Source organism: Sphingomonas pruni NBRC 15498 (genome assembly GCF_001598455.1).
Taxonomy (GTDB): Bacteria; Pseudomonadota; Alphaproteobacteria; order Sphingomonadales; family Sphingomonadaceae; genus Sphingomonas; species Sphingomonas pruni.
Map to the genome: position 1 here is coordinate 22848 of NZ_BCYZ01000022.1, position 26171 is coordinate 49018.

Sequence of the window (26171 nt, forward strand, 5' to 3'; positions counted from 1 at the left end):
CGTCTCGGGCCTTACAGCCCCATCGCGCTGCGCAGGAAGGCATCGGCCTTGCCCAGCATCTGCGCGCGCGCCGTATCGTCGTCGAGCTGGTGGTCGAGGCCCTTGAACTCGACCAATTCGACCTTGCCGCCGGCGCTCTTGATCTTGTCGGCCATCAATCGCGATTCGCCGATCCGGACATTGGTGTCGATGTCGCCGTGGAACAGCAGCACCGGCGCCTTGATCTTGCCCGCGTTGCGTGCCGGCGACCCCTCGGCAACCCACGGCCCGTGGCCGATGAGCGCATCGACTTGAGGAAAGTTCGTGAAATTGCGCGCCTCGTTCCGCAGCGTGTCGAGATCGGTGACCGGCGCGATGGCCACGATCGCCTTGAACAGATCGGGGTCGAGGACCGACGACTGTAACGCCGCATAGCCGCCATAGGACCAGCCGACGATGGCGAGCTTCTTCGGATCGGCGACGCCCGATTTCACCAGCCAGCGGCCGGCGTCGTTGACGTCGCCGATCGAGGTCCGCCACGATTGGAAGCCGTTCTTCTCGTACCAGGCGTCGCCATAGCCGGTCGATCCACGGAAATTGGGCTGGATAACGGCATAGCCGCGCGCCGCGAAATATTGCGAGAGCCAGTCGAAGCCCCATTCGTCGCGCGCGCCCGGACCGCCATGTGGCATCACGATCGCCGGCAGATTCTTACCGTCGCTTCCCGCCGGCAGCGTCAGATAGGCAGGAATATTGGTGCCGTCGGCAGCCTGGTAGGTGACCGGCTTGACCGTTGCGAGCTTGAGGCCATCGAGACCCGGCCGTGACGCCAGAACTTCCGCCATCGACCGCGTCTTTTTGTCGAACAGATAATAACGTCCGGGATCGACGTCGCTATAGGCGAACAGCAGCAATTTGCTCTCGTCCGCGCTGGCGTCGATGAAGGTGATGATTTTGCCCGGCAAAGCCTTGCCAAGCGCCGCGCGCAACGTCTTCAGTGCCGGGTCGAAGAACTCCGCCTCGCGGCGATCCGTGACGAAGGTCGCGCCGACGACGCGGTTCTGCCGGCCCACTTCGACCAAGTCGTCGATATCGACGTCCGCCCGCGACAGGACGAGCTTCTTGGTCAGGCTGCCGTCGAGGGCGATACTGTAGAGCGCGGTATGGCCGGTCTGGTTCTCGAAACCATAAACGACATTGAGCGCGGGATCGACGGCATAAGGTACGAAGCCCGCCGTTTGCCCGGCGACGACCGTTACCGTGGTCAGCGGCTTCCACGCGCGGCTATCGGCGGTGCGGTAGGAATAGATTATCTTGCCCGAATCATAGCCTGTGCCGGTTTTGGGCTGGAGGCCGATGATGCGTACATTCCCTCGGCCATCGCTGATATAATCGACGGCACTTTCTCGCGCCGGCTCGATCTGTTTGCGTGATAGCGAACGGGTATCGATCAGTTCGACACCCAATCCTGACTGGCTTTCTGCAATATGCGTCCCGGTAGAGACTTCGGGAACGAACAAGCGGGTCATCAGCGCCGATCCATCACCTCGAGCGCCCCAATCGATCAACGAGCCGCCATTCTGCATGAGCCCCAGGGCCCGATCGCTGGTCCGCGCGCTCAGCATCTTGAGGTTCTTTCCGTCGGCATCGATTGCGACGATCCGCGAAAAACCGAGGCGCTCACCATCCACATCGCTGGTGATGGATATGCGGCAGATCAGCCGCGTGTCGGTAGACCAGTGGCAATCACCGAGCTTATCCGGATTGCCGCTGGATGTAAGGATTGTCTTCAGCTCGCCGCCATTGACCATGTCCCCGATCATCAGTGCCGAGCCATGGCCTTTGGTGGGCTGGATGATCGCCGCCTTCGTGCCGTCCGGCGACAGGCTAATCTGTCGTACGGCTTCGCGCGCACCGAACGCCTCGGCAAGATTGTTGCCGGGCTTGGCGGGGACATCCTGTGCCGCCACGGCGAGCGGCGTCAGGCCAAAGGCCAATGCCAGGCACAATTTACGCATAAGTCTCCCCTTCGTCCCCATTGTAACAATGGATAAACGCGACGCACGACTAAGCAAGGGAGGGCGCCGTACACAGGGGCCTTTCGCATCATATTGGATCGAATAGTTTCGACTGACTTAGTGGGCATCGTGCCGGGCCGTGGCGCTCGGCCGGACGTCCAGCTTGCGCCGCTCGCGAGGCGCTGCCAGACAGCGGCCATTCCAAACGAAAGGTCGCCGATGCGCCGTCTCGTCCTGTCCTTAGCCGCGCTGACCGCCGCGCCCGCTCTTGCCCAGTCCGGCGCGCCCGCCATTTCGGTCGACACGCTCAAGGACGTCACCAAAACGCTGTCCTCCGACGCGTTCGAAGGGCGCGCGCCGACCACCCCTGCCGAGGACAAAACCGTCGCCTACATCGTCGAACGGATGAAGGCGGCGGGGCTGAAACCCGGCAATGGAGGCAGCTGGTTCCAGGACGTGCCAATGGTCCAGATGACCGCCGAGAACATCACGCCGATGACCTTCACCGGGGGCAAGGCACCGGTCAGTCTGGCCTATCGCGACGACATGGTCGTCTCGACCTATCGCGTGACGCCCAAGGTCGACATCCGCAATTCAGACGTCGTGTTCGTCGGCTATGGCATCAACGCCCCCGAAAAAGGCTGGAACGATTATGCCGGCGTCAATGTGAAGGGCAAGACCGTGGTCGTGCTGGTCAACGATCCCGACTGGCAGACACCGACCAATCAGGGCCTCTTCGAAGGCAAGGCGATGACCTATTACGGCCGCTGGACCTACAAGTACGAAGAGGCCGCGCGCGAAGGCGCCGCCGCTGTGATCATCGTCCACGACACCGATCCCGCCGCTTATGGCTGGGGCGTGGTGCGGTCGAGCTGGTCGGGCGCGCAGCTTGAACTCGATGAGAAGGGCGACCATTTGGACCAGAGCCAGGCGATCGGCTGGATGCAGCTCGCCAAGGCCAAGCAGGTCTTCGCTAGCGCGGGCAAGGATTTCGACCAGCTTCAGACGGCGGCCAAGGTCAAGGGGTTCAAGGCCGTCCCGCTCGGGGTCAAATTCTCGGTCGGCTTCACCAACAACATCAAACGCCAGGCGTCGAAGAACGTCATCGGTATCCTGCCGGGGACCGAAAAACCCGACGAGACGGTGATCTATTCGGCGCATTGGGATCATCTCGGCCATTGCACCCCGGTCAAGGGCGACGATATCTGCAACGGCGCGCTCGACAATGCCTCGGGTTCGGCCGGACTGATCGCGCTGGCCGAGGCACAGGCCAAAGCGGGACCGGCCAAGCGGACGATGGTGTTCTTGTCGGTCACTGCCGAGGAATCGGGGCTGCTCGGGTCGAAATATTACGCCGGACACCCGATCTTCCCGCTCGCCAAGACGGTCGGCGGGGTGAACATGGACGGACTGAACGTGATCGGCCCGGCCAAGGATTTCGTCGTCACCGGCTATGGCAAGTCCGAGCTGGAGGATCTGATGAAGCCTTTGGTGGAGGCGCAGGGCCGGGTGATGAAGCCCGAACCCAATCCCGAACGCGGCGGCTATTTCCGTTCGGACCATTTCAGCTTCGCCAAATTGGGCGTGCCGATGTTCGACGGCGGGTCGGGCGAGGATCTGGTCGATGGCGGTGTCGCCAAGGGCCATGCCGCGACGCTCGATTATATCGAGAACCGCTATCACAAGCCGCAGGACGAATATGACCCCAATTGGAACTGGATGGGCGCGGTGCAGGACCTGACGCTATATTACCAACTCGGGCGCCAGCTCGCCGACACGCCTGCCTGGCCGAACTGGTACAAGACCGCGGAGTTCCGCGCGATCCGCGATCGCTCCCGCGCCGGGGCAGGCGCCGGCCAATGATCAAGCTCGCCCCTCCCAAGCCCGAATGGGCGCCGCACAAGGCCGTATGGATCGGATTCCCCAGCCATCCTGAATTGTGGGAGCTGGATCTTGAGCCCGCGCGCGACGAGGTGACTGCCTTCGCGCGCGCCGTCCATGCCGACGGCAAAGGCGAACAAGTGCTGCTGGTCGCCGCCGACGAGGAAGCGGCCGCGGCGGCGCGCAAGCGCGCCGGCGACATCGCCAGGATCGTGATCGAGCCGTTCGGCGATATCTGGCTGCGCGACACCGGGCCGATCATCCGCGGCGACGGCGTGGCGGCCGATTTTCAATTCAACGGCTGGGGCGGCAAATATGACTTGCCGGGCGACGACGATATCGGCGCCCGGCTGGCCGAGGCGCGCGGCAAGACGGTCGAGACGTTCACCTGGGTGCTCGAGGGCGGCGCTATCGACGGCGATGGCGAGGGGTTGGTGGTGACCACCGAGCAATGCCTGCTCAACCGCAACCGCAACGGGTCGATGTCGCGCGGCGAGATCGAGGAACTGCTCCGTCGCGACCTAGGCTATACCGAGGTACTGTGGCTCGGCGACGGCCTGCTCAATGACCATACCGACGGGCATGTCGACAATCTCGCGCGGTTCGTCGGCACGCGGCGGCTGGCGATTCCCGAAGCGAGCGAGAACGATCCCAATTGGCAGGTCTATCAACGCGCCACCGCACGCGCGCTCCAGCATGGCGATATCGAGGTAGTGCCGATCCCGTCGCCCGGCCGCGTGCTCCGCGACGACGAGATCATCCCGGCCAGCTACATGAACTTCTATATCGGCAATGCCAGCGTGGTGGTGCCGCTCTACGGTACGGAGAATGACGAGACGGCGGTCGCCTCGATCGGCGCGCTATTCCCGGGGCGCAAGACCGTCGGCCTGCGCGCCGACCACATCCTGACCGGCGGCGGCAGTTTTCACTGCATCTCGCAGCAGATCCCCAGTTAGCGTCACCCCAGCGAAAGCTGGATCTCTTGCGAGGAAAGATGGCAAGAGATCCCAGCTTTCGCTGGGATGACGGGCGTTATTGCAGCGTCACCCGATCTTCGCCGTCGTGGCGGCCGAAGAACTGCATCAATTGCACGGTCAGTTCGGCGCGCGCGGCAAGGTCGCTCGCCTCGAGCAGCGCCTGTTTCGCCGCGGCGTCGAACGGGGCGATCTGGGCGATGCCGTTGACCAGCGCCTCGTCATCGAGGCGCGCGACCGAATCCCAGTCAACCGCATAGCCCTGCGCATCGGCGAATCGGCGCGATTCGGTTTCCAGCGCGGCGCGATGGCCGAGTGACAGCGTTTCCGGCTCGTCGGGGATCGAGATCAATTCTGCTTCGACCTGGCGGAATGGCGTACTGACGTCCAGTTCGCGCGCGACCCGGAAAAGCGACGTCCCTTCGAGCACGATATTGTAGCGGCCGTCGTCGAGCGCCTCGACCTCGGCGATACGGCCCACGCAGCCCAGGTCGAACAATGGCGGCGGGTCGCCGTCGCCGCGCGGCTGGATCATCCCGATGCGGCGGTCGCGCGCCATCGCGTCCGACACCATTGCGCAATAACGCGGCTCGAAGATGTGCAGCGGCAGATGCATCCGCGGAAACAGCAACGCCCCCGCGAGCGGAAAGATCGAGAGCCGCGTCGTCGTCACGTGAACAGAATCGCCGACAGCCGGCGGCGTTGCGCCGACACCCAGGGATCCTCCAGCCCGACGACTTCGAGCAGCTTGAGGAATTGCGCGCGCGCCGCGCCGTCGTTCCAGGCGCGGTCTTTGGCGACGATCGCCAGAAACGAATCGGCCGCGGCATCGCGCTCGCCGGCCGCCATCTGCGCATTGGCGAGGTCGAATCGGGCCTGCAGATTGTCGGGATCGGCCTCCGCCGCCGCGATCAGCGGCGCCAGGTCTTTGGCGGGCGGGGCCGAGCGGGCAAGATCGAGCGCGGCGCGGGCGCGATCGATCTCCGCACCCTTGGCGGCATCTTCGGGCAGGGCAGTGAGCACAGCCTCGGCATCGTCCAGCCGGCCAAGCGAGACCAGCGCGCGGACGCGGCCCGACACGACTTCCGGATGATCGGGCGCGATATCCGCGATCTGCTCGAAATAGGATAAAGCGCGTTCCGCGTCGCCGTCGTGCAATATCTGCTCGGCGGCCGCGACCAGCGGCTCGATCTCGGCCTCCTGCTGCGCCTCGGCACTGTCGACCGGCAATTGGCGCAGCACCTGGTCCAGCATCGCCTTCAATTGCGATTCGGTCCGCGCGCTGGTCAGATCGGCGATCAACTGGCCCTGGAACATCGCATAGACGGTCGGGATCGACTTGATCTGGAATTGCGCGGCGATGAACTGGTTCTTGTCGGTATCGACCTTGGCCAGCACCACGCCCTTGTCGGCGTAATCGGCGGCGACCTTCTCCAGCACCGGCGTCAGTGCCTTGCACGGCCCGCACCATTCGGCCCAGAAATCGATGATCACCAGCTTGCTCATCGACGGCTCGACCACGTCGCGACGGAAGGCTTCGACGGCTTCCTTCTGGTCCGGGGTCATTCCTAGCGTAGCCAAGTCTCTTCTCCGTCAGCGGCAAAGGCCCTTATGTGGGCGTCGCGGCGCCGAAGCCAAGGCTTTTTGGTTGATGCGCGACAGGGGGTTGCGGACCTGCGGGAGCGCTGCTAATGGCGCCCCTCCTTACCCGCCCGTGGCTTCACGGGCAGGCGCCAGAGCGGGCGTAGCTCAGGGGTAGAGCACAACCTTGCCAAGGTTGGGGTCGAGGGTTCGAATCCCTTCGCCCGCTCCAGTTTCGCAGCGATTTAGCTGCGCTAAATCGTGATCACGGAACTTCGACCGGCGCGGCATGTGGCGACCGACGGCGGGGCTTTGCCACGCCGGAACCCTCGAGTCTTTTTGATGGCGCTCCGCCCTGCCGGGCTACGCGCGTGGTTCGAATCCCTTCGCCCGCTCCAGTTTCGCAGCGATTTAGCTGCGCTAAATCGTGATTAGCGAAACTTCGGCCGGCGCCGCTTGCGGCGACCGACGGCACGGCTTTGCCGTGCCGGAACCCTTGAGTCCTTTGATGGCGCTCCGCCCTGGCGGGCTACGCGCGCTTCCGGCCTCACGCTCCTACACAAATTTCACGGACACGAAAAAAGCCGCCGAAAAGCATCCGGCGGCTCCTTTCACTCAGCAACACCCGGTCGAGTCAGGCGGACACGAACTCCACCTTGCCATTGCCGCGCACGTGGCGGCCGAACGCGTCGCGCAACGCCTTGATGTCGGCGACGTGCGCGTCGCGACCCGCCAGCGCGGCGATGCCGCGATAGGTCGCCGGCATGTCGGGCACGATCGCCAGTTTGCCCGCGCGGGCATGGTCGTGGGCCAGTGCGCGCGCGCCGGCGTCGAAGCCGTTCTCGCCATGGAGCACCACGACCACGTCGAGGCCGGAGGAATTGCCTGGTGCGACGAAATAGCCGTCGATGATGCGGCCGCCGCGTAGCGCATAGCGGCCCTTGAATGTTTTGAGATTGCCGTCGATCGCTCCGGCGGCATGCGCAACCGGGGCCAGCGTCGGTGCGGCGATCCCCGCCGCGGCAGCAATGGCCATCCTGCTCATCGCACCACGGCGGCTAACCGTGCTGGTATGGGAAGCGGTCATGTCGAAACCCCCTAATGTCCTATTTACCGACAGCCTAAGCTGGCATCGTCGCCAATACAACCAATATGAACATTTCTCGGCACGTCGTTTTCGATCAATAATTCGATACCCGAGCGCAGTAAGTGTCCCGGCGATGGACATATGCACGGCCTTGGCGAACGACAGCTCAACTCCGTGAGGCGGGGATGAAGAAAAAAATCCCACCGCGCCAGCTTGTTAGTAGTTATGGGAAAAGTCCGATGCGATGTCGGAATCCTATCACGATATTGAAGACTTGAACGTATCTTCGCGGTCTCAATACCTGCGGCAGGAGCGAAGTCTGGCGTGAGTTGGATGGTCGGGATGGATCGGTACTACCCAATCAGGCGGAAGTACAATAAGCTGTTAATCCTAATTTGGGGCTGGGGGCAGCGGTGAAGCAGGGGAGTTGCTTCCAGGCAATCGCATGGTTCGTCTGTCGCATGCATTGGGAGTGCGCCCTGATTTCGCGGTCGACTCGCCATAATCCGAAAGGTGATGAGCGCGCGCCATGACGGCATGTTGAGGAGGGGAAGGTTATGAGGGGTTTGAAGCGTTCGACACTTTTTGCCGCGATCATCGCGGCGTGCGCCACGCTGTGGAGCGCGCCAGCCGCGGCACAGGCCACGCGCACCTGGATTTCGGGCGTGGGCGACGATGCGAATCCGTGCAGCCGCACCGCGCCATGCAAGACCTTCGCCGGCGCGATCTCCAAGACGGCGGCGGGCGGCGAGATCAACTGTCTCGATCCTGGCGGCTTCGGAGCGTTGACGATCACCAAATCGATCTCGCTGATCTGCGACAATACGCAATCCGGCGTACTGGTGGCCGCGACCAACGCGTTCATCATCAATTCGACCACCGCCGTCGTGACGATCAGCGGATTCGATTTCGAGGGCCTGGGCCAGACCGGTGTAGCGGGGGTTAACGGCATCTACATTCTCGACGCGGCGGCCGTCCATATCCGCAACTCGAGGATTCGCGGTTTCCGCAACGGCTACGGCATCAACTTTCAACCGCAGAATTCCGATAGCCAGTTGTTTGTCGACAACGTGACGATCAGCGAGAGCGGGGGCAGCGCGACGCCCACGGCCTCGGGCGGCATCAACATCAGTCCGGCGGCCGGAAGGATCGGCAATGCCACGATCACCAATAGTCAAATCGTCAACAACACCAATGTCGGGATCCGCATGGATACTAGCGGTATCGTCGGATCGGCGATCAGTGCCACTATCGACCACGTGACGCTGTCGAACAACGGCGTGGGCATATTGGCCAAGGCGCCCAACGGCACCGGTACGGCCAAGGTCATGCTGACGAATTCAGTGGTGGCGCTCAACACCGGCCAGGGGTTGATCGTCAACGGCACCCCGGCCTCGGCCAATGCCCGGGTCGGCGGTACGACGATCACCGGCAACGGCACCGGCCTGCTCGTCCTCGGCACCGCGCAAGCGCTGAGCTATGGCGACAACCGGCTCGATGGCAACACCACCGACGGCGCATTTTCCGGGACGATCGCGCGGCATTGATCGTAAAGTCATGTGTCTGACCCATAAGGGGTTTCGATCGGCAACGGTCGGAACCCCTTATACTTTTGGGAACGACCAAATTGAGTAAGACCAACGCTGATCGATTTCTTCGCTGTTCGAGCCGTCCGGAATCCGGACTGTTCCTTTGCACAAAACTACAATAGAATATTAATTATGATGATGGGCTAGCGTGCCCGTCAATTGGGATTGGGGGGGCATAATGTCGCACATTACCAATCGGTTGATGATGTTGCTTGGCGCACTATTCGTGGCGTCGATTCTCTATGCTTCGCCGGCCGCGGCACAGGCGACGCGTACTTGGATTTCGGGAGTCGGCGACGACGTCAATCCGTGCAGCCGCACTGCGCCGTGCAAGACCTTTGCCGGCGCCATTTCGAAGACGGCGGCCGGGGGCGAGATCGACTGCCTCGATCCGGGTGGTTTCGGCACGGTGACAATCACCAAATCGATCACGCTCGATTGCCGGGAGACGGAAGGCAGCATCCTGGCGTCGGGCACGAGCGGCATCAACGTCAATGGCGCCAATATCGTGGTGGTCCTGCGCGGCCTGAGCATCAACGGCGCGGGCACAACCCCAGGCACATACGGAATTCACGTTTTTCAGGCGCAGAGCGTGACTGTCGAAGATTCGTACATCTTCGGATTCGGCTCAGGCGCAGGGCGCGGGATCAGCGTCGACACGACCTCCTCGAACGTCCAGCTCTTCGTCAACAATACGACGATCAACAACAATACCGGCGGCGGCATCGTCCTCCAGCCGTCTGCCGGCTTCTCGGCGGGCGCGGACCTCAACAATGTCCGTCTGCTCGGCAACGGCGTCGCCGGCCTCGCTTTGTCGACGGCAAGTGGCGCAACTGCGCTTTCGGCCACAATGACCAATAGCCAGATCGCGGGTGGCGGCGTCGCGGGCGCGAGCGGCATCGTGGCCAAGGCACCTACCGGGACCGCCACGATCGTTATCAAGTCCTCGTCCATCTCCGGGAACCCCGTTTATGGCATCAATTCGAATGGCGCCGGTGCGGCGGTTCGGGTCGGCGATACCGCGATCACCAACAATGGCACGGCGCTCAATGCGGTAAATAGCGCGAAGCTAGAAAGCTTCGGTGACAATGACGTAACGGGCAACACCAGCCCCGGTGCATTCACCGGAACGATCTCGCACAGCTGATCGCTACCGCGACGGGACGGAAAAGGGAGGCCTCGCCGTAACTGGCGGGGCCTCTTCATTTTCGCCGGCGCTGGTCAGCGGAGCTCAACGCGCCAAGACGACCTCGGCGACGTGCCTGCGGCCGCCGGTCCGTGCCAGCTGGACGAATATGTCGACGGTGCTGCGAACATAATGATGCACGTCCTCGCGCCCCAGCCGGGTGCCGGTCTGCAACACCAGCAAGGCGATCTGCTCGATCGCACGCTCCGCGCTGTCGGCATGGACAGTGGTCATCGATCCGGGATGGCCGGTATTGACCGCACGAAGGAAGGTGTACGCCTCTGGACCGCGCAATTCGCCGACGATGATCCGGTCGGGGCGCATGCGCAGCGACGCGGCGAGCAAGCTGTCGGCGGTGACTTGCGCTTCCCCGAGCGCGCTGCGCGCCGCGAGCAGCCCCACCGCATTGGCGTGCCCCAGATGGAGTTCGGGCGTATCCTCGATCAGGATCAGCCGTTCGTGCGGCGGAATCTCGCGGATCAGCGCGTTTAGGAACGTCGTCTTGCCAGTCGAGGTGCCGCCCGACACCAGGATGTTCTTGCGCGCCTTGACCGCGGTGGCGAGCATCCCGGCCACATCGCCGGCGTCGAGCATCCGCGACAATTCCACGTCGATCGGCGCGCGCTCGCCGACCTCGCCGCGCCTGGTATCGGCGAAGGATCCCGCGGCGACATAATCCGACAGGCTGAGGTCGGGAGAGACGTGCTTGCGGATCGCCAGCGCCAGATCGCCGCGTGTCGCCGGCGGTGCGACGACCTGGACGCGCGCGCCGTCGGGCAAGGTCGCCGACAGCAACGGATGCTCGCGGCTGATCCCCTGATGCGACAGCGCCGCGATCTGGCGTGACAGCCGATCAAGCGTCGCGCGGTCGAGCGCCGGGGCGTCGTGCCGCTCGGTCGCCCCGCCCAATGTTTCGACCCAGATCTCGCCCGGCCGGTTGACATAGATGTCGGTGACGTCGTCGCGCGCCAGCATCCCGCCCAACGGGGCGAGATAGCTCTTCAGATAGACGGGATCGCTGGCGGCTATCGCTTGGTCTCCACGGCGGTGAAATCCAGGTCCTTGGCGACGAACACGCTGACCGAGACGCCCTGCTTCACGCGCAAGGTGCGCTGGAATTGCTGGCTGTCGCTCAACGACGATCCGGTCGAGCCGCCCGCCGAATTGGGCAAGGCGAGCAGCACGCTGGAATTGTTGCCGGCGATCCGCGAGGTCGCGACCCCGACGCCGAGGTTGAGCGTCGATTGCAGCAGCGCGCTGCCGAACCGCTCGAGGAAGTGGCTGTTGACCTTGCCCTTGATGCCGACCCGGCCGAGCGGATCGGCCGAGGGCGAAGCAAGCTCGATCGTTGCGCCATCCGGACGTACCAGGCGCTGCCAGATCACCAAGGCGCGATTCTGCCCCGGCTGCAGGTCGGCCTTATAGTCGCCGATCAGCCGGCTGCCGCGCGGGATCAGCACCTTGCTGCCGTCGAAACCACGGACGTCGCGCGTCACCAGCGCGCGCGCCGGACCGGGACGCGTCGAATCGAGCGCGGTTTCCAGGACCGCCGGGATCAGCGTGCCTTGCGGCACCGTAGTCGCGCGGTTGCGCAGGACCGACGCACGCGCACGGCCGCCCAGCGTGGCGCCCCCGCTACCGGGATTGGCCGTCGCGACGGCGCCGGCGCCGCCTTCTCCCGCTGGCCCGCTGGGTGCGACCGCCTCGCCGGTCGTGGTGTCGAGCACGAGCACCGGATCGGCAGAGGCGCGCGGCGGCGGCGCCTGTGGCGCGACCGGCTGCGGCTGCGGCGGCGCAGGGACATAGACGACGCGCGGCTGTGGCGGCGGAGGGGGCGGCGGCGGTGGAGGGGGCGGCGGCGGGATCACCGTCGGTACCGGCTCGGGCACCGGCGGGACGTAGAGCGGTGGCGGCTCGGCGCCGCCGCGCAGATCGGCGGTGCGCACGCGCGTGGCCGGCGCCGACAATTGCCGGCGGCGCGCGTCGAGGATCAGGAACAGGATCAGCCCCGCGACGACGATGCCCGCCGCGATCACCCAATTGGGCAGCCCGCCGCCGGGCCGCGCGACGACCGGCCGCGCACTCGGCTCGACATCGGCTGGCGGCGGCAGCGTGGCGCGCGGATCGCTTCCCGCGACCGCCATCAGCGCGCCACCTGCGGCACGCGCGTCGCGCTCGCCATCTTCTTGTCGAGCCGGAAAACGAGCTTGTTGTTGATGCTGTCCAGCACATAGCGCCCGTCGCGCATCGCGCCGTCGGCCAGCGTCTCCTTGCCGTCGCGGTCGATCACGAACACGGCCGGTAGGGTCTGGCTGTCGCGCCACAGGATAAAGGTCTTTGATCCGTCGTCCGAAATCGCCTCGGGCCGCACGTCGTTCGACCCGGCGAGCTTGTAGCGGCCGGGCTCGACCGGCGCCGGCCCGGTATCGGCAGGCGCCGGTGGCGGCGGGTAGCGGAAGCGGACGATGAACGGCGCGCTGCCGGCGCTGCCCGGCGACAGCTCGAACACATAGCTGCGCGCGTCGGTCACCACGGTCATGTTGGTGGTGACACCTTGCAATGGCTTGAGAAACAGGCGGTCGCCGCGCTTGTTGGGCGTGACTTGCCACGCACCGCTATCGCCGACCGCGACATTCTCGATCCGCTCATCGGGGGCGAATTCGACCGTCAATTCATACCCGCCCGGTACCTGCAGCGAGACGACCTGGTCGGCATCGTACATCACCGTCTGGATGCGCGGATCGCCGGTGCCGGGTTGCGGCCGCACCTGCGCTTGCGCCGGTAAAGCGACAAACGCTGCGGCCAGGATCAGGGCGAAGATGCGCCTCAAAGCGTAACCTCGACGCCGTTGGAGGCGCGCGACGGCGTCGGGCTCGGACTCGTTGGCGCGCCGGGGGCAAGTACTTGCGGCTGGCTTGATAGCGCCGACGGTGCTGTGCTGGCGGCCGGCGCCGCCTGGGGCGCGAGATTTTCCTGGCTGCGATTATAGCCGAACACCTGGAAGCCCAGCGGATTGATGAAGCGGTCCTCGGCGCGCATCGGCCCGGTCGAGAAGCGGTATTTGATCACCGCGACCCAGGATTCGGGCGGCTGCGTCTGCCCGCCGGGATCGCGACGCACGGTGTCGAACCGCACCAGCGCCTGGTTGCCGCCCATCGACGTGATGCTCTTGATCCGCGTGTCGACGACCGACCGCGGATAGCGGCTGAGCGGGCTGGCCGGATTAGCCGCTTGCATGCCGTTGACGTAATCGGCCTTGGCGACGTCGGCCGACCAGGTCTGCACCTTGCGATAATTGGCCTGGACCGTGCCCGCATCGTAGCTCTCGCGGGCAATGACATATTGCACCAGGAACGATTGGGTCAGCGCGGTGTCGGGGGCGATCTTCTCGGCGTCGAGGGGCTTCAATTCCTGGACATAGCCGGTCTGCTTGTCGACCAGCAGCGTATAGGGGACGACGGTCTTGAGCGGCATCATGACGATGATCGCGATCGCTTCGAACAGGGCCACCGCCACCGCCACGCTGGCGACGATCCACGCCGTGCGGCGCGATGCGCGCAGCATGTCCTGGCGATCGTCGGCCCAGCTGTCCGCTTCGCGATAATAAGCGTCGAGCGATTCGCGCGCGGCCTGTTTCATCTGTTGCTATCCCGCCGTGTTGCCCCGGCCGACACGCGCCCCCGCGTCCGCCTCCTGAAACTCTGGCCGAGCGGCACCGCTGCCGCAACGGCGATCTCTCGCGTGGTGTTGGTGGGCGCGATCCCCGGTCGTCCAAGTGACGTGGCGGGTGGCTGGCCCGCATGGCTCTCGCGTCGCTGCGTCGCGGTCACCGCATCGGCGATGGCGATCGCGCGCGATCGCTGGTCGGTGATGACGCCCTCATTGCCGCGGGCGCCGGCCAGTACCGGGACGCGGTCGGCGAAGCCGGTGGCGACCCGCTCGCCGGCCTGTTTCCAACTCGTCGGTATGCGAAATCCCTGCGCCACGCGTGCGACCGCCACCAGCACCGCGAACAACGTCACCGCGAAGATCAGCGACAAAGCGAGCAATTCAACCGGCACCGCCGGCGTCGCGATCTCCTGGTGCCGCAAGTCCATCACTGCGGCGAGCCAGGGTTCGAGCAAGGCGAGCTCGACCCCCAGCACGATCGCGGTGCCCAGTGCCCCCAATGCGGCGCCGGCCAGGCCACGCACCCAGCCCTCGAACAGGCCGCGCGTGCCGTCGAACAACAGGAAGATGGCGAAGAGCGGCCCCAAAGCGAGCAAAAGCCCGGCGATCAGCCGGACGCTGGCAAAGGCGGCGATCGTTCCCGCCAGGAAGAGCGTCCGCGCACTGCCCAGCAGCGACAGATCGCGCGCCGGGTCCCAGCGCGCATGGCTGGCCAGATCCTGCAGCCGGCGGCGTTCCTGCGCCTGTTGTTCGGGCGTCAAAGGCTGCGGGGTCGGCCCCGTGACCAAATCGGTATTGGGTGGGCGACCGGTGCCGACGACGTTCAACTCAGCCATCTCGTCGTCGATCGCCTGCAGTCGCGCTACCAACCCGCCGCCGGCGCCCGGTAGCCCCGAGGCACCGCCGACGGCGCCGGCAAGCTCCGCCGGGCCCTTGAGCGCGACATCATAAGCGAGCGTGCGAAACGCCGGCCAGCTCGTCGCCAGCAGCAGCACCACGCCGAGCTTGATCACGGTGAGGATGGCGGAACGCGCATCGGGCGTGTCGCCCAGGATCAGCCGATAGCCGAACAAAGCGATGAACACCGTCAGCACGCCGCCCAGGATCAGTGACGATGCCGATCCGCCCGCCGCCATCGCCTGATATCCGGCGGCACCCAAGGTCTGCGCCTGGCAATCGATATGGCCGAGCACGCTCGACAGGAATTGCGAGTCGTTGATCGCGGGGCACGCCACCTGCATCACGCGCGCTCCAACAGCGGCGGGATCCAGTCGGCGGGGTCGTCGCCCTTTTCGGCGCGGATCTCGTCGAGCAGGCGGACCGTGCGTTCGCGCCCCGACAGGATCGTCAGGATGTCGCGCTCGCCGGTCAGGTTGAGCCGCACCACGACGCTTTCGGTGCCATGCTTGATCAGGAAGCAATGCGCGTCGTCGGGCAGGGTCCGGACGATCTCATATTCGTGCGGAGTCAGCCCGAAGCCGTCGATATAATCGGACGCGCGCGCCTTGGGATTGGTCATGAAGATCTGCGTCGCGGCCTGCTCGATGATCGCCGAGGCGATGCGGCTCTCCAGCGCATCCTGCGCGCTCTGCGTTGCGAAGCCGACGATGCCGTTCCGTTTCCGGATCGTCTTTTCCCAATCCTTGATGCGGCGGACGAACACCTCGTCGTCGAGCGCCTTCCATCCCTCGTCGACGACGATGATCGCGGCCGAGCCGTCGAGCCGTTCCTCGACGCGGTGGAACAAGTACATCATCGCCGGCGTCCGCACCGCGGGATCGTCGAGGATCTGGGTCATGTCGAACCCGACTGAGTCGGCCGACAGATCGGTCAGGTCGCGCTCATTGTCGAACAGCCACGCCCGCTCGCCCTCGCCCCACCAGGGCCTGAGGCGCGAATAGAGGTCGGCAGCACTCGGCCGCGATCCGCCGCGGAACAATTCGGCAAGGTGGCGCAGCCGGCGATGCTCGACCGGCTGGTCGAAATTGGCGTCGATCGCGTCCTTGATCCGTGCGGTCTCGTCGATATCGGCGCCGCCCGCCAGCTGCGCGACCCAGTCGATCAGGAACTGGCGGTTAGCCGGGCTGTCCTCGAGCTGCAGTGGGTTGAGCCCCGCCGCCATGTCGGGACGCAGTACGTCGTAGCGCCCGCCGATCGCGCGGATGAACAATTCGGCGCCGCGGTCCTTGTCGAAGAAGATGATCCGCGGATGGAATTTGCGCGCCTGGGCGAGCAGGAAATTGACGACCACCGTCTTGCCCGAGCCCGACGGGCCGATGACGGTGAAATTGCCCAGGTCGCCCTGGTGGAAATTGAAATAATAGGGGCCCGCCGCGGTCGTCTCGAGCAGGCTGACCGCCTGGCCCCAATGGTTCGCTTCGGGCTTGCCGAGAGCGAAATTGTGGCTCGACGCGAAGCCCGCGAAATTGCCGGTCGAGATCAGACCACGGCGCGCGATATATTTGAAGTTGCCTGGGAACTGCGCCCAGAAAGCGGGCTCGAGCGCGATCTCCTCGCGCACCGCGATGATCCCCAGGTCGGACAGCGAGGCCTGTACCTCGGCGACCCCGGCATTGACTTCCTCGATCGTCTCACCGTGTACCGCGACGGTCATGTGATGCTCGCCGAACCCGGCACGGCCGGCGGCGACATCGTCCTTGGCGTTGGACAGTTCCGCGCGCAGGCTCACCGCCTCGTCTTCGGCCGAGCGCATCCGCCTGAGCGCCAGGTTCATCTTGCCGAGCGCGGCCTGGCGATCGACGAAGCCGAAGCTCTGCGACACGGTGATCTCGAACGGCAGCCGCAGCAATTCGTCGAGCATCCCCGGCGCGGTTTGCGCGGGATAATCCTTGATCGATACCATGCCGACGAAGCTGCGACCGGTATTGCCCGCCGGGCCTAGCTCGACGGTCTCCTCGCCGAAGCTGATCCGGCGATAGGGTAGATAGGCCCCCGCATCCTGCATCGGCATCAGCACCGGGCGCATCTCGGCATTGTACAGCGCCGACAGGAATTCGAGCGGTTCGGAGCAGAAACCCGCCTTGGTTTCATAGACCGACAGCAAACGCGGATCGTAGCTGCCGAGCTGCGCAAGCAGCGCGTCGCGCGCAGTGTCGAGCTGATGCACCTCGTGCTTGCGGATGATATCGGGGTCGACCCCGGTGCTGCCGAACCAGCCGCGAATGCGGTCGGCGACGCCGACCCGGCCCTGCATCGGCCGCCGCACCAGGGTCAGGAATATGTCGTTGACGTAGAGCCGCCGCGCCGACAGCCGCGCGCGCCATGCCGCGTCGAGCCGGGTCGAGAAATCGTCGGGGAATTTGTCCGACATCTCGGCATCGGCTTCGCGCCGGACGACATGGTGATAGATGGCGAAACGCGACGATCCGATCGCCTGTAGCATCGCGTCACGCAACGACTTGCGATAATTGATCTCGTCGGTGTCGGCGGTCTCGAACAACAGCCCGCGCAGCTGGATCACCTGCATCAACAGGCCGTCGCGCGTCTCGATCGTGTGATCGTCGACGTGGCGCGCATAGGGAAGGTGCGCCCCGGCCGCCTTCTCGCGCGCGATTGTTCGGCGGTCGTTGGTCAGGGGCGGTAGGAGTTGCATCGCCAGATCGAATAATTGCGCACGCGCGGACAGCGGCTGACCTTGGCCAGCCACAGGTCGAAAAAGCGCGGCTCGCGCACGCACAGGATCATGCCGACGACGTGGATCAGGGCAGCGGCGGCCAGCACCCAGATCGAATGGAAGATCAGGAACAATTCGGTCGCGACCACGCCGTTGACGACGAAATAGCTATAGGTCACGCCCGCGAACATCTGCGGTCGCGTCAAGGCGACGAACAAGGGATCGCGATCGAGCCCCCCGGCCATGGCTCAATTGCCCAGAGTGGCGGTGGACTGGATTCCCGCGACGATCGAGGCGGCGCCGAACAGGATGAAGCAGCCGACGATGACGGTCGCGCCATAGCGCCAGTTGATCCGCCCGGTCAGCATCATGAACCCCACCGCGGCGACCGCGATGATCGCGACGACCGTGGCGACAGTGCCGAGCAAGGTGCCCTGCAGCCAGCGCACCGCCGACACCAATACGCCCGATCCGGCGGGGTCGTTGAGCGAATCCTGCGCGTGCGCGACGCTGGCATTGATCACGCCGCCGAGCGCGGCCAGCAACGGAGCAATCCGGGACTTCATCAAACGCAACACGCCTCACCCCTCACCTGGCGGGTTGGCGGCGCGCGCAGCCGCGGATGTGCGGCGACAGGCGCCCCCCGCACCCGAGTCGCGGGTGTGCACCAGCGCGCACTGCGTTTCAAGCGGCGCGCCCTTCCCGTCGTGAAACGCCACTGCCGGTCAATGCGTTGAAAAGCCATGCCGTCCAGCGTGATACGCTCTTTCGATTATGATGAAGCCGCGCACCGGCTCGATATCCGCTTCGTCAGCGGGCGGGTTTACTCGTATCTCGACGTGCCCGAGCGCGTTGTCGCAGCGATGCGCCGCGCGACCTCCAAAGGCGGATTCTTCAATCGCCGCATCCGCGACCGCTATCGCTTCGTACCGCGTTGACGATATCCTCTCTTTCATGGCGAACATACGAATCGGAATCGGCGGCTGGACCTACGAGCCGTGGCGCGGAACCTTCTTTCCGGAAAAATGGCCGCAAAAACGAGAGCTTGAATATGCATCGCGCCAGCTCAGCGCGATCGAGATCAACGGCACTTATTATTCGGGGTTCAAGCCGGCGACCTTCGCCGGCTGGGCGGAAGTCGTGCCAGACGACTTCGTCTTCACGGTCAAGGCATCGCGCTTCTGCACCAACCGCAAGGTGCTGGCCGAAGGCGGCGAATCGATCGCGCGATTCGTCGGCCAGGGCATCGTCGAGCTCGGCCCCAAGCTCGGGCCGATCCTGTGGCAGTTCATGGCGACCAAGAAATTCGACGCGGACGATTTCGGCGCGTTCCTGAAGCTGCTGCCCGCGAGCCATGAAGGCGTGGCACTACGCCACGCGGTGCAGGTCCGGCACGACAGTTTCCACGTCCCCGAATTCGTCGCCTTGTGCCGCGCGGCTGGCGTCGCGATCGTCTATGCCGAATCGGCCGACTATCCCGCGATCGCCGACGTGACCGGCGATTTCGTCTATGCCCGGCTCGAAAATGCGGTGGAAGAAGAGCCGCAGGGTTATTCCTCCACCGCGCTCGACCATTGGGCGGTTGTCGCGAAGGAATGGGCGGCGGGCGGATCGCCTGAAGGGCTGCCTTATGTCGCCGATCCCGCGCCGAAGACGCCGCGCGATACTTTCATCTTCATGATCAACGGCGCCAAGGTCCGCGCGCCGGCAGCAGCGCAGGCATTGATCGCGCGGATTTAGGTTGTGCGCTCATAAACGGGAACACGTCCGAGGTCGGGTGATTAGCGGCTATTACCTTATTTCAGCGGCCCACGCCCTGCCGCTTTGTCGACCTCGAGGCACGCAACTACGATCGCCTAAGCCCGGGTGTGCGCCTATCATTGAAATCATCCCACGCTACGAGATAGCGCCGTGCCTCCGGCCCTAAAAAGGAGTCCACCGATTCGAAATCGAAGCTGCTTTCGAGTGCTGCGTTCCAGATCGCTTCAAGCATAGAAGTTGCAACGGCGTTGCTGACTTGATCGGAGCCGAACCTCAACAGGTACTCTGCATAATCAAAGATTCGTTTCTTGTTTGCGTCACTTATTGGCGCACGCTTTGAACCTATTGCAGCACCGATGGCCGCGCAGCCCACGTATATCTGTAGCGGCTCGTTCGAGCCGGCCGAGACGACCATGTCAAAGCGCTGCTGCGTTTCGGGCGACATGGACGCCATTTTTCGGATGGCTTCAACACCATCGACGGTCTCATTTCGTCGCATCTAGGTATTCTCGTCGCGATTTCGCCTATGTGCAATTCGTCGCTTCCAGCCCGACCGCGTCCATGAAGCTATGGGCCAATATCCGCTTCCCCAAGCCGTCATCCCACGGGAGCGGGGATGACGAGGGGTGGATCCCTACCTTCTAGCCGGTGCCGGCGCCACGGCATTCCCCTGCAGCGCCGCCGCTTCCAGCGTGTCCAGCGCCTGCCGAGTCGCGACGTACCGTTGCGCGCCATCGAGCCAAGCCTTCGATTGCGCGGCACCGGGCAGCCGCTTCACTTCCTCGACCGCGGCCTCAACCTGTCCCTGGGCGAGGAAGCGGCGAATTCGTGCCAGCCTTTCTCCCGGCACCGGCGAGGGCGCGTTGCGCGGGTGGATCACCACCAGGCTGCCGAGCATGCGGATGAACGACCCGCCCCAGCCGTCGCCCGCCGGCCCCAAAGCGAGTTGCGATCCGATTTGGTCGAGCCCGAGCCGAAGGTCCTCGACCGTGATCGGGTTGCGCCCGGCATCGATGATCGCGGCGACCTCGTTGGGTCGCGTCGTGCCGAACCGGTCGCGCAATTGCTGTTCGATATAGCCCAGCGGCGATCCGCGATCGATCGCGCGGCGAGCGGCGAATGCGATCATCATGCCTTCGGCGCGAGTCGCATTGCCATAGGAATTGGCGGCCTCCCCGGTCACCACTGCGGTACGCTGCTCAAGCGCGGAGAGTTCGGCGGCGAGCATCTGCTGGCGCGCCGAGAGCGAGGCGGGGTCGGTCGCCACCGGTGGGGCGACGATGACCTTGGTGGCGGGCTCCGCGGCTTGCGGTTCGGGCACGGGTTGCGCGGGGACCATCCGCCAGACGACGAGCCCGGCGATCAGCAACCCGATGATGAAGGTGGCGAGCGCGATCCCAATTGTCGCGTTCAGGGTCAGCTGCCGGGCGGGCTCCGGCGGACTTTGCGCGATGTCGCTCATGGCGCCCTTATCCGCCGCAGGGCAGGGACGGTCAATCGGCCAGGGTGCGCGCGAGCGCGATCACCGCGGCATCATCGGGAGAAACCGCCGCCGCGATCCGCTCCCAGTCACCGCCGGCCGCATGGGCAGCAGCCGTGCTGATCGCCGCCAGCCGAATCGTCCGGCGGTCGATTCCGGCGCGATCGATCAGGTCGGCGACGCGGCGTGCGGCGCGCGGCGAATGGACCAGCACGACCGAGCCGGCCAGTTGGTCGAGCGTCTCGGCCGGTACATCAACCGGGTCGCTGGCATAGACCGCGATCGCCTCGGCGACGATTGGATCGCTTCCCAAGGCGCGGTCGCGGCCGCCGAGCAGCAAGCCGCGCCGCACACCGCTTGCCGCGGCGGCCGCGACCAACGCCGCGCCATCGCGATCGCCGACCGAGACGACCTCCAGCCCCGCCCCGCGCGCCGCGGCGGCGGTGGCGTCGCCGACCGCGTGAACGGGCAGGCTCCGCAGGCTGGCCAGCCCCGGTCCGGCATGCCTCACCGCGTTGGCGCTGGTCAGCAACAATGCATCGAATCGCGCGACGTCCGGCGGCGTCCAGTCGATCGCATGGATTTCGAACAAGGGCAGGCGGATCGCGGTCAATCCCACCGCCTCGATCGCGGCGGCGGTAGCGGCGTTGCCCGGCTCAGGGCGCAGCACCGCGACGGCGCGGCTCATCCGGCAAACCCCGCGCGAATCGCCGGCGTCGCGCGCTCGAACAGCGCGCTCGCCAGGTCGCGCGCCAATGCTTCGCCATCCGGCCCCGATGCGTCACCAGCGACGTGCTCGCCGCCATCCTCGGACAGCAATTCGGCGCGCAACGTCACGACATCGTCGGCGATCGTCGCCAGCGCTGCGATCGGCGAGTGGCAGGTCGCATCGAGCGCGGCGAGGAACGCGCGCTCGGCGCGGACCGCGCGGCTGGTGACGCGATGGTCGATCGCCGCGAGCAGCGCCGCCGTCATGGCGTCATCGGCACGGCATTCTATTCCCACCGCGCCTTGCGCCGGGGCGGGCAGCATTTCCTCGACCGCCAAGGCGACGCCGACATCGTCGCGCCCCAATCGGGCGAGCCCCGCCGCCGCGAGCAAGGTCGCATCGGCTTCGCCCGCCGCCAGCTTGGCCAGCCGGGTGTCGACATTGCCACGGAACAGCACCACCGATACGTCCGGCCGCGCGCGGAGGATCTGCGCGCGCCGGCGCGGGCTGCTGCTGCCGACCACGCCGTTTTCGCGGATCGCCGCGATGCTCTCGGCACCGACCAGCCGGTCGCGGACATCGGCGCGCTCCAGCATCGCGGCGATGACGATGCTGTCGGGCCGGATCGTCTCGACATCCTTCATCGAATGGACCGCGAGGTCGATCTCGCCCTCGAGCAACGCGCGGTCGAGCTCCTTGGTCCACAAGGCCTTGCCGCCGATGTCGGCCAGCGCGCGATCCTGGACGCGATCGCCGGTGGTGCGGATCACGTGGATCTCGCAGGCGATATCGTGCGCCGCCGCGAGCGCATGCTTCACCATATTGGCCTGGACCAGCGCGAGCGGCGACCCTCGCGTGCCGAGTTTGAGGACAGTCATCGCGCCCCCTCTAGAGCATCGCGCAGAAAAGTGGGTACCGGTTTTCCGCGCAAGCGATGCGACCACAAATAGCTAGAGTCGCTCCAGGCTAATCGACCAACTTCGTCTCCACCGTCGGGCCGCTTTCCAGCGTCCGGTGCACCGGGCATTTGTTGGCGATCACCAGCATACGGTCGCGCTGTTCCGGGGTGAGGTTGCCGTCCAGCCGGATCTCGCGATGAAGGATCTCCAGCCGCGGCCGTCCGCCCGCCGCGGCGGCGCAGTCATCGGCGTGGCGGCGTTCGTGGCGAAGCAGCACCTCGACACCCTCGACCGGGATGCCTTCGGCGCGCGCCACGAGTTCGATCGTCATCGCGGTGCAGGTGCCGAGCGCCGCGAGCAGCAGATCGTACGGCGTGGGCCCGAGGTCGCCGCCGCCCGATCGCAGCGGTTCGTCGGCCAGGAGCGTGTGCCCCGAGGCATCGACCAATTGGACGAACGGTCCTTCGCCCGAGCCGACGCGGACGCAGCCTTCGGGCAACATGTCGGGCGACTTGGCGGGCAGCAAAAAGGGCTCGACCCAGGCGGCGATGATCGACGCGGCATAGGAGGCGCGCTCGACATCGGTCAGCAGATGGTCGGCGCCGTCCAGCGCGACGAAGCTCTTCGGATGTTTGGCGGCGTCGTAGATCGCCTTGGCATTCTCTATTCCGACGACCGCGTCTGTCGGCGCGTGGAGCACGAGCAGCGCTTTCTTGAGATGCGCCAGCCGCGTCGCCTGGTCCTGTCCCTTGACCGCGTCGAGAAAGTCGCGCCCGACGCGGAACGGGCGCCCGCCGATCGCCACCGTGCCCACGCCTTCGGCCTCGATCCGCGCCGCGTCCTCCGCGCTGATATGATGCAGCGCATGCGCCGGGTCGAACGGCGCGCCGATTGTCACCACGGCCCGCGACGACGGGATATGCGCGGCCGCGGCGATCACCGCCGCACCGCCCAGCGAATGGCCGATCAGGATCGACGGCGCGCCGATCGTCGCCTCGAGATGCGCCGCCGCGGCGACGAGGTCCTCGATATTGGCGCCGAAATGGCTGTCGGCGAAGTCGCCTTCGCTCTTCCCGAGACCAGTGAAGTCGAAGCGCAGGGTCGCGATGCCCTGCGCGGCGAGCGCGGTGCTGACGCGCCGCGCGCCATGGCTTGCCTGGGTGCAGGTGAAGCAATGCGCGAACAGGGCGATGGCGCGGACTCGCCCCGGCGGCAATTCGAGCGATCCCGCGAGCGACACGCCCGTCGCATTCTCGAACCGAACCTCTCGCGCCATCCTAGCCTCCATTGTCGCTGGAGCGCGGGCCTATAGCATGTGCGTTACCGTTCGAAGGCCTGACGGGGCGGAAAAGCAGCGTTTTGGTTTGTTGGCGGGCGCATAAAGCCGCCTCTCCCGGAGCTATACATTCGCCGACCTTCCAAAGTCATGTATCAGACGTTGATGCGTTTTCTTTGGCCAATCGAGCTTGAAGCTCTTCGAATGACGATAAAGGAGTACCCTGCGTCTGCTGAGGCGATCCGGTCGCAAATCGGCAGCGCACAGGTCGTTGCCTTCGAGAACACCGGCGGAGGATTCTTTTCCAACTTGGCTGTCGCGGAAAACGTCCCGCCGATTACTGACAAATTCCCGTTGGAAGGCGGCAACGCCTCCGTATCCGGCGTGGAATACGGTATCGGGCTTCTAATCTGGGGAAACGAAGGTCGCCTCACGATGATTGAAGGGTATAGTAATGCTGGCGAGCCAACAGTTCACATCGACTTTTCGGAAGTCAGCTTCGAAATAGCGCCTTGGAGCTCAACGTAGCGAGCCGAACCTCGGTCGGTTTCCTACATGCTTATGGCCCCTCAGGCCTGGACTGCGAAGCGGTCGTTTATGGGCCGCACGACGTAGCGGCGCCCGTGACGCGACCGCAAGGCTGCCCTCCGAACGTCGAGCAGCACCTTTCGGCACCGCCCACGGCCGCTCCAGGATAGTTGCGGCTCGCCCGCCGCCCGGTGGGTGCCGGGACGAGCCCGGCATGACGGAGTAGTTCAGACCTCCGCGCCGGCCAGCATCGCCTTGGCGCGGCTTTCCGCTTCCCGGTGCAGCGCCCAGAAATCCGGGATACCGTGTCCTTCGAGCCGGGCTTCGAGCACCGCCAGATGCGATGCCCAGCCGCCGCCGAAATTGGCCGCCTGGTCGCGATTCTTGATCCCGCTATGCACCAGGGTGAGCAACGTCTTGCCGTCGCCGGCGTCCTTCAGCTCGAACGTCGCGATGCTGTCGGCGTCGCTGCCGAACGTATAGGCGAGGACGCGAGGTGGCTCATAGCGCACCACCTTCTCGCTCCAGCGGCGGCCGACATTGCCGGCGAAGCGCTCGGGCATCGGCACGTCGTCGTCCGACAATCGGTCGTGATCGAACACGAATTCGATATCGCCGCCGACGCGGGCGTCGATCGACCCGCCCATAAACCAGCGCTGGCGAAGCTCGGACTCGGTCAGGTATTTCCAGACGGTCTCGACCGGGGCGGGCAAGAGGCGCTCGAAGCGGAGCTCGGTTGCGGTGATGCTATCGGTCATCGTTCTTCTCCAATCGTGTCGGAAAGCGTGTCGAGGATCATCGTCCAGCCGTGGCGCGTCTGCTCCTCGTACGCCGCCCAGGCCGGGTCCATTGCGTGGGTAAGCGTCAGTCGCGCGCCCGCCGCGGTCGCCGCGATCTCGATCGTCACGCGCGTCCATTGCCCTTCCTCGGCCGGGTCGGCGGCAAACAGGAACACCAGGCGGCGCGGACGGTCGATTTCCTCGAAAAGCAGACGGTGACGCGCATCGCCCGACGGCCGCCGCTCGACGATCAGCCCGCGCCCGCCGACCCGCGCGTCGATCTCGCACGTCAGCATCTCGCCATCGGGAGTCGCGAACAGGAAACGCCGCGCCGTCGCGGGATCGATCCAGGCGTCGAATACCCGCTCGGGCGAGGCGGCAATATCGCGGCTGACCGTCAGGATAATTGGGTCGGTCATGGCAGATTCACTTGCCAGGAGAAGCCGAACCGGTCGTTCACCCAGGCGAATTTCCGGCTGAACCCGTAATTGCCGGGCGCCATCAGCACGCCGCCGCCCTCGGCCAATGCGGCGGTGAGGCGGTCGAGCTCGTCCTCGTCCTTGCAGCCGAGCATGAACGAAATCGACGGCGTGAAGGTGAAGCCATGGTGGACGAAGCTGTCGCTGGCCAGGATCGGAAGCCCGGCGACCACCGCCCGCGCCAGCCGGACCGATCCTTCCGGGCCGGGCTCGCCGGCGCCATAGCGGTCGATATGCTCGATCCGGCTTTCCGGAATCGTCGCGACGTAGAAGTCGAGCGCTTCCTCGGCGCGTCCCTCGAACATCAGAAACGGCTTGGCGTCGGTCATTTCAGTTTGTCCTGATCCTCGACGATGATCGCCTCCAGCCGATCGAGCGTGGACGTCCAGAAACGTTCCCATTGCCGCATCCATTGGTCGGCTTCGCGCAGCCGCTCCGCCTTCAGCCGGCAGAGTTGCTGACGGCCGGCCTTGCGGCGTTCGACCAGCCCGGCGCGTTCCAGCACGCCGACATGCTTGGCGGCCCCGGCAAAGCTCATTGCATGCGGCGCGGCAAGTTCGCCGACAGATCGCTCGCCCAGCGCGAGACTGGCGAGCATCGCGCGACGCGTGGGATCGGCCAGCGCCGCGAAGGTGAGATCGAGTCGTTCAACCATATGGTTT

28 protein-coding genes and 1 tRNA gene are annotated in these 26171 nt (G+C 65.4%); 8 read left to right on the top strand and 21 right to left on the bottom strand.

All coding sequences use genetic code 11. The annotated features are described in order from the left end of the window. Positions 1-11 precede the first annotated feature (11 nt). Positions 12-1997: an alpha/beta hydrolase family protein gene (locus SPR01S_RS08675; protein ID WP_084251057.1), complete on the bottom strand. Its 1986-nt coding sequence runs from the start codon at positions 1995-1997 to the stop codon at positions 12-14. A gap of 219 nt (positions 1998-2216) precedes the next feature. Between SPR01S_RS08675 and SPR01S_RS08680 the strand changes: the two genes are divergently transcribed. After that, on the top strand, positions 2217-3860 hold the full coding sequence (locus tag SPR01S_RS08680) for a M28 family metallopeptidase (protein ID WP_066588077.1): 1644 nt from the start codon (positions 2217-2219) through the stop codon (positions 3858-3860). Further along, positions 3857-4834, top strand: coding sequence for an agmatine deiminase family protein (locus SPR01S_RS08685; RefSeq protein WP_066588090.1), 978 nt, complete (start codon positions 3857-3859; stop codon positions 4832-4834). Before SPR01S_RS08680 ends, SPR01S_RS08685 begins: the two co-directional genes overlap by 4 nt. 76 nt (positions 4835-4910) lie before the next feature. Here SPR01S_RS08685 and SPR01S_RS08690 read toward each other — a convergent pair whose 3' ends face one another. After that, on the bottom strand, positions 4911-5525 hold the full coding sequence (locus SPR01S_RS08690; RefSeq protein ID WP_066588094.1) for an LON peptidase substrate-binding domain-containing protein: 615 nt from the start codon (positions 5523-5525) through the stop codon (positions 4911-4913). After that, positions 5522-6418 carry a tetratricopeptide repeat protein gene (locus SPR01S_RS08695; RefSeq protein ID WP_066588096.1) on the bottom strand — a complete coding sequence of 299 codons (897 nt, stop codon included), beginning with the start codon at positions 6416-6418 and terminating at the stop codon, positions 5522-5524. Before SPR01S_RS08695 ends, SPR01S_RS08690 begins: the two co-directional genes overlap by 4 nt. A 172-nt stretch (positions 6419-6590) precedes the next feature. Here SPR01S_RS08695 and SPR01S_RS08700 point away from each other — a divergent pair. Then, positions 6591-6665 (top strand) — tRNA-Gly (locus tag SPR01S_RS08700). A 402-nt stretch (positions 6666-7067) separates the two neighbouring features. On the opposite strand, the gene SPR01S_RS08705 is transcribed toward SPR01S_RS08700, so the two are convergent. Further along, positions 7068-7520 carry a dienelactone hydrolase family protein gene (locus tag SPR01S_RS08705; RefSeq protein ID WP_157082090.1) on the bottom strand — a complete coding sequence of 151 codons (453 nt, stop codon included), beginning with the start codon at positions 7518-7520 and terminating at the stop codon, positions 7068-7070. A 557-nt stretch (positions 7521-8077) separates the two neighbouring features. On the opposite strand from SPR01S_RS08705, the gene SPR01S_RS08710 reads away from it, so the two are divergent. Next, positions 8078-9067, top strand: coding sequence for a right-handed parallel beta-helix repeat-containing protein (locus SPR01S_RS08710; RefSeq protein ID WP_157082092.1), 990 nt, complete (start codon positions 8078-8080; stop codon positions 9065-9067). Between the two features lie 220 nt (positions 9068-9287). Then, positions 9288-10256, top strand: coding sequence for a right-handed parallel beta-helix repeat-containing protein (locus SPR01S_RS08715; protein ID WP_066588107.1), 969 nt, complete (start codon positions 9288-9290; stop codon positions 10254-10256). Positions 10257-10340: 84 nt separating this feature from the next. Here SPR01S_RS08715 and virB11 read toward each other — a convergent pair whose 3' ends face one another. Genes virB11 through SPR01S_RS08755 form a run of 8 tightly spaced genes read right to left on the bottom strand, consistent with a single transcriptional unit; the run spans position 10341 to position 18164 of the window. Continuing rightward, the gene (gene virB11, locus SPR01S_RS08720; RefSeq protein WP_066588119.1) at positions 10341-11270 is read right to left on the bottom strand and encodes a P-type DNA transfer ATPase VirB11; all 930 of its coding nucleotides are present in this window, start codon (positions 11268-11270) and stop codon (positions 10341-10343) included. 50 nt (positions 11271-11320) lie between these two features. Continuing rightward, complete coding sequence (locus SPR01S_RS21520; RefSeq protein WP_157082093.1) at positions 11321-12439, bottom strand: TrbI/VirB10 family protein; 1119 nt, start codon at positions 12437-12439, stop codon at positions 11321-11323. Continuing rightward, on the bottom strand, positions 12439-13125 hold the full coding sequence (locus tag SPR01S_RS08730; protein ID WP_066588122.1) for a TrbG/VirB9 family P-type conjugative transfer protein: 687 nt from the start codon (positions 13123-13125) through the stop codon (positions 12439-12441). The genes SPR01S_RS21520 and SPR01S_RS08730 overlap by 1 nt, the downstream gene beginning before the upstream one ends. Further along, positions 13122-13934, bottom strand: coding sequence for a VirB8 family type IV secretion system protein (locus tag SPR01S_RS08735; RefSeq protein WP_066588125.1), 813 nt, complete (start codon positions 13932-13934; stop codon positions 13122-13124). Before SPR01S_RS08735 ends, SPR01S_RS08730 begins: the two co-directional genes overlap by 4 nt. After that, positions 13931-15205, bottom strand: a complete 1275-nt coding sequence (locus SPR01S_RS08740) for a type IV secretion system protein (protein WP_066588133.1) — start codon at positions 15203-15205, stop codon at positions 13931-13933. The genes SPR01S_RS08735 and SPR01S_RS08740 overlap by 4 nt, the downstream gene beginning before the upstream one ends. Then, on the bottom strand, positions 15205-17577 hold the full coding sequence (locus SPR01S_RS08745; protein WP_066588136.1) for a VirB4 family type IV secretion/conjugal transfer ATPase: 2373 nt from the start codon (positions 17575-17577) through the stop codon (positions 15205-15207). Before SPR01S_RS08745 ends, SPR01S_RS08740 begins: the two co-directional genes overlap by 1 nt. Then, complete coding sequence (locus SPR01S_RS08750) at positions 17556-17843, bottom strand: VirB3 family type IV secretion system protein (protein ID WP_066588138.1); 288 nt, start codon at positions 17841-17843, stop codon at positions 17556-17558. Before SPR01S_RS08750 ends, SPR01S_RS08745 begins: the two co-directional genes overlap by 22 nt. 3 nt (positions 17844-17846) lie before the next feature. Next, positions 17847-18164 carry a TrbC/VirB2 family protein gene (locus SPR01S_RS08755; RefSeq protein ID WP_066588141.1) on the bottom strand — a complete coding sequence of 106 codons (318 nt, stop codon included), beginning with the start codon at positions 18162-18164 and terminating at the stop codon, positions 17847-17849. 189 nt (positions 18165-18353) lie between these two features. Here SPR01S_RS08755 and SPR01S_RS08760 point away from each other — a divergent pair, with 189 nt between their 5' ends. Then, positions 18354-18536 (top strand): KTSC domain-containing protein, encoded by a 183-nt coding sequence (locus tag SPR01S_RS08760; RefSeq protein ID WP_245661924.1) that lies wholly within the window; start codon positions 18354-18356, stop codon positions 18534-18536. 16 nt (positions 18537-18552) lie between these two features. Then, positions 18553-19338 carry a DUF72 domain-containing protein gene (locus SPR01S_RS08765; protein ID WP_157082097.1) on the top strand — a complete coding sequence of 262 codons (786 nt, stop codon included), beginning with the start codon at positions 18553-18555 and terminating at the stop codon, positions 19336-19338. 106 nt (positions 19339-19444) lie between these two features. Here SPR01S_RS08765 and SPR01S_RS08770 read toward each other — a convergent pair whose 3' ends face one another. The 5 genes from SPR01S_RS08770 to SPR01S_RS08790 all read right to left on the bottom strand — a co-directional run bounded on the left by SPR01S_RS08770 (position 19445) and on the right by SPR01S_RS08790 (position 23723). Continuing rightward, positions 19445-19858, bottom strand: coding sequence for a DUF7674 family protein (locus SPR01S_RS08770; protein ID WP_066588152.1), 414 nt, complete (start codon positions 19856-19858; stop codon positions 19445-19447). 135 nt (positions 19859-19993) lie between these two features. Beyond that, the gene (locus tag SPR01S_RS08775; protein ID WP_066588154.1) at positions 19994-20821 is read right to left on the bottom strand and encodes an MICOS complex subunit MIC60; all 828 of its coding nucleotides are present in this window, start codon (positions 20819-20821) and stop codon (positions 19994-19996) included. 31 nt (positions 20822-20852) lie between these two features. Beyond that, positions 20853-21527, bottom strand: coding sequence for a uroporphyrinogen-III synthase (locus SPR01S_RS08780; protein ID WP_066588155.1), 675 nt, complete (start codon positions 21525-21527; stop codon positions 20853-20855). Next, positions 21524-22426 (bottom strand): hydroxymethylbilane synthase, encoded by a 903-nt coding sequence (gene hemC / locus SPR01S_RS08785; protein WP_066588159.1) that lies wholly within the window; start codon positions 22424-22426, stop codon positions 21524-21526. The genes SPR01S_RS08780 and hemC overlap by 4 nt, the downstream gene beginning before the upstream one ends. An 88-nt stretch (positions 22427-22514) precedes the next feature. Continuing rightward, entirely contained in the window at positions 22515-23723 is a 1209-nt protein-coding gene (locus SPR01S_RS08790) for a bifunctional alpha/beta hydrolase/OsmC family protein (protein ID WP_066588162.1), read from the bottom strand. A 162-nt stretch (positions 23724-23885) separates the two neighbouring features. Between SPR01S_RS08790 and SPR01S_RS08795 the strand changes: the two genes are divergently transcribed. After that, complete coding sequence (locus SPR01S_RS08795) at positions 23886-24251, top strand: hypothetical protein (RefSeq protein ID WP_218016732.1); 366 nt, start codon at positions 23886-23888, stop codon at positions 24249-24251. A 227-nt stretch (positions 24252-24478) separates the two neighbouring features. Here the strand turns inward: SPR01S_RS08795 and SPR01S_RS08800 are convergent, their stop codons facing one another. From SPR01S_RS08800 to SPR01S_RS08815, 4 genes are read right to left on the bottom strand one after another with little or no spacing between them, the layout of a single operon-like run. Next, the gene (locus SPR01S_RS08800; RefSeq protein ID WP_066588166.1) at positions 24479-25009 is read right to left on the bottom strand and encodes an SRPBCC family protein; all 531 of its coding nucleotides are present in this window, start codon (positions 25007-25009) and stop codon (positions 24479-24481) included. Continuing rightward, positions 25006-25449, bottom strand: coding sequence for an SRPBCC family protein (locus SPR01S_RS08805; protein WP_066588168.1), 444 nt, complete (start codon positions 25447-25449; stop codon positions 25006-25008). Before SPR01S_RS08805 ends, SPR01S_RS08800 begins: the two co-directional genes overlap by 4 nt. Further along, entirely contained in the window at positions 25446-25838 is a 393-nt protein-coding gene (locus SPR01S_RS08810; protein ID WP_066588176.1) for a VOC family protein, read from the bottom strand. Before SPR01S_RS08810 ends, SPR01S_RS08805 begins: the two co-directional genes overlap by 4 nt. Beyond that, positions 25835-26164, bottom strand: a complete 330-nt coding sequence (locus tag SPR01S_RS08815) for an ArsR/SmtB family transcription factor (protein WP_066588178.1) — start codon at positions 26162-26164, stop codon at positions 25835-25837. The genes SPR01S_RS08810 and SPR01S_RS08815 overlap by 4 nt, the downstream gene beginning before the upstream one ends. Positions 26165-26171 lie beyond the last annotated feature (7 nt).

Bases quoted from the DNA above. Each gene is read 5' to 3' on its own strand.
- SPR01S_RS08675 (WP_084251057.1), bottom strand. From the start codon at position 1,997: ATGCGTAAATTGTGCCTGGCATTGGCCTTTGGCCTGACGCCGCTCGCC.
- SPR01S_RS08680 (WP_066588077.1), top strand. From the start codon at position 2,217: ATGCGCCGTCTCGTCCTGTCCTTAGCCGCGCTGACCGCCGCGCCCGCT.
- SPR01S_RS08685 (WP_066588090.1), top strand. From the start codon at position 3,857: ATGATCAAGCTCGCCCCTCCCAAGCCCGAATGGGCGCCGCACAAGGCC.
- SPR01S_RS08695 (WP_066588096.1), bottom strand. From the start codon at position 6,418: ATGACCCCGGACCAGAAGGAAGCCGTCGAAGCCTTCCGTCGCGACGTG.
- SPR01S_RS08705 (WP_157082090.1), bottom strand. From the start codon at position 7,520: ATGACCGCTTCCCATACCAGCACGGTTAGCCGCCGTGGTGCGATGAGC.
- SPR01S_RS08710 (WP_157082092.1), top strand. From the start codon at position 8,078: ATGAGGGGTTTGAAGCGTTCGACACTTTTTGCCGCGATCATCGCGGCG.
- SPR01S_RS08715 (WP_066588107.1), top strand. From the start codon at position 9,288: ATGTCGCACATTACCAATCGGTTGATGATGTTGCTTGGCGCACTATTC.
- virB11 (WP_066588119.1), bottom strand. From the start codon at position 11,270: ATGCTGGCGCGCGACGACGTCACCGACATCTATGTCAACCGGCCGGGC.
- SPR01S_RS21520 (WP_157082093.1), bottom strand. From the start codon at position 12,439: ATGGCGGTCGCGGGAAGCGATCCGCGCGCCACGCTGCCGCCGCCAGCC.
- SPR01S_RS08735 (WP_066588125.1), bottom strand. From the start codon at position 13,934: ATGAAACAGGCCGCGCGCGAATCGCTCGACGCTTATTATCGCGAAGCG.
- SPR01S_RS08740 (WP_066588133.1), bottom strand. From the start codon at position 15,205: ATGCAGGTGGCGTGCCCCGCGATCAACGACTCGCAATTCCTGTCGAGC.
- SPR01S_RS08745 (WP_066588136.1), bottom strand. From the start codon at position 17,577: ATGCAACTCCTACCGCCCCTGACCAACGACCGCCGAACAATCGCGCGC.
- SPR01S_RS08750 (WP_066588138.1), bottom strand. From the start codon at position 17,843: ATGGCCGGGGGGCTCGATCGCGATCCCTTGTTCGTCGCCTTGACGCGA.
- SPR01S_RS08755 (WP_066588141.1), bottom strand. From the start codon at position 18,164: ATGAAGTCCCGGATTGCTCCGTTGCTGGCCGCGCTCGGCGGCGTGATC.
- SPR01S_RS08765 (WP_157082097.1), top strand. From the start codon at position 18,553: ATGGCGAACATACGAATCGGAATCGGCGGCTGGACCTACGAGCCGTGG.
- SPR01S_RS08770 (WP_066588152.1), bottom strand. From the start codon at position 19,858: ATGCGACGAAATGAGACCGTCGATGGTGTTGAAGCCATCCGAAAAATG.
- SPR01S_RS08775 (WP_066588154.1), bottom strand. From the start codon at position 20,821: ATGAGCGACATCGCGCAAAGTCCGCCGGAGCCCGCCCGGCAGCTGACC.
- SPR01S_RS08780 (WP_066588155.1), bottom strand. From the start codon at position 21,527: ATGAGCCGCGCCGTCGCGGTGCTGCGCCCTGAGCCGGGCAACGCCGCT.
- hemC (WP_066588159.1), bottom strand. From the start codon at position 22,426: ATGACTGTCCTCAAACTCGGCACGCGAGGGTCGCCGCTCGCGCTGGTC.
- SPR01S_RS08790 (WP_066588162.1), bottom strand. From the start codon at position 23,723: ATGGCGCGAGAGGTTCGGTTCGAGAATGCGACGGGCGTGTCGCTCGCG.
- SPR01S_RS08800 (WP_066588166.1), bottom strand. From the start codon at position 25,009: ATGACCGATAGCATCACCGCAACCGAGCTCCGCTTCGAGCGCCTCTTG.
- SPR01S_RS08805 (WP_066588168.1), bottom strand. From the start codon at position 25,449: ATGACCGACCCAATTATCCTGACGGTCAGCCGCGATATTGCCGCCTCG.
- SPR01S_RS08810 (WP_066588176.1), bottom strand. From the start codon at position 25,838: ATGACCGACGCCAAGCCGTTTCTGATGTTCGAGGGACGCGCCGAGGAA.
- SPR01S_RS08815 (WP_066588178.1), bottom strand. From the start codon at position 26,164: ATGGTTGAACGACTCGATCTCACCTTCGCGGCGCTGGCCGATCCCACG.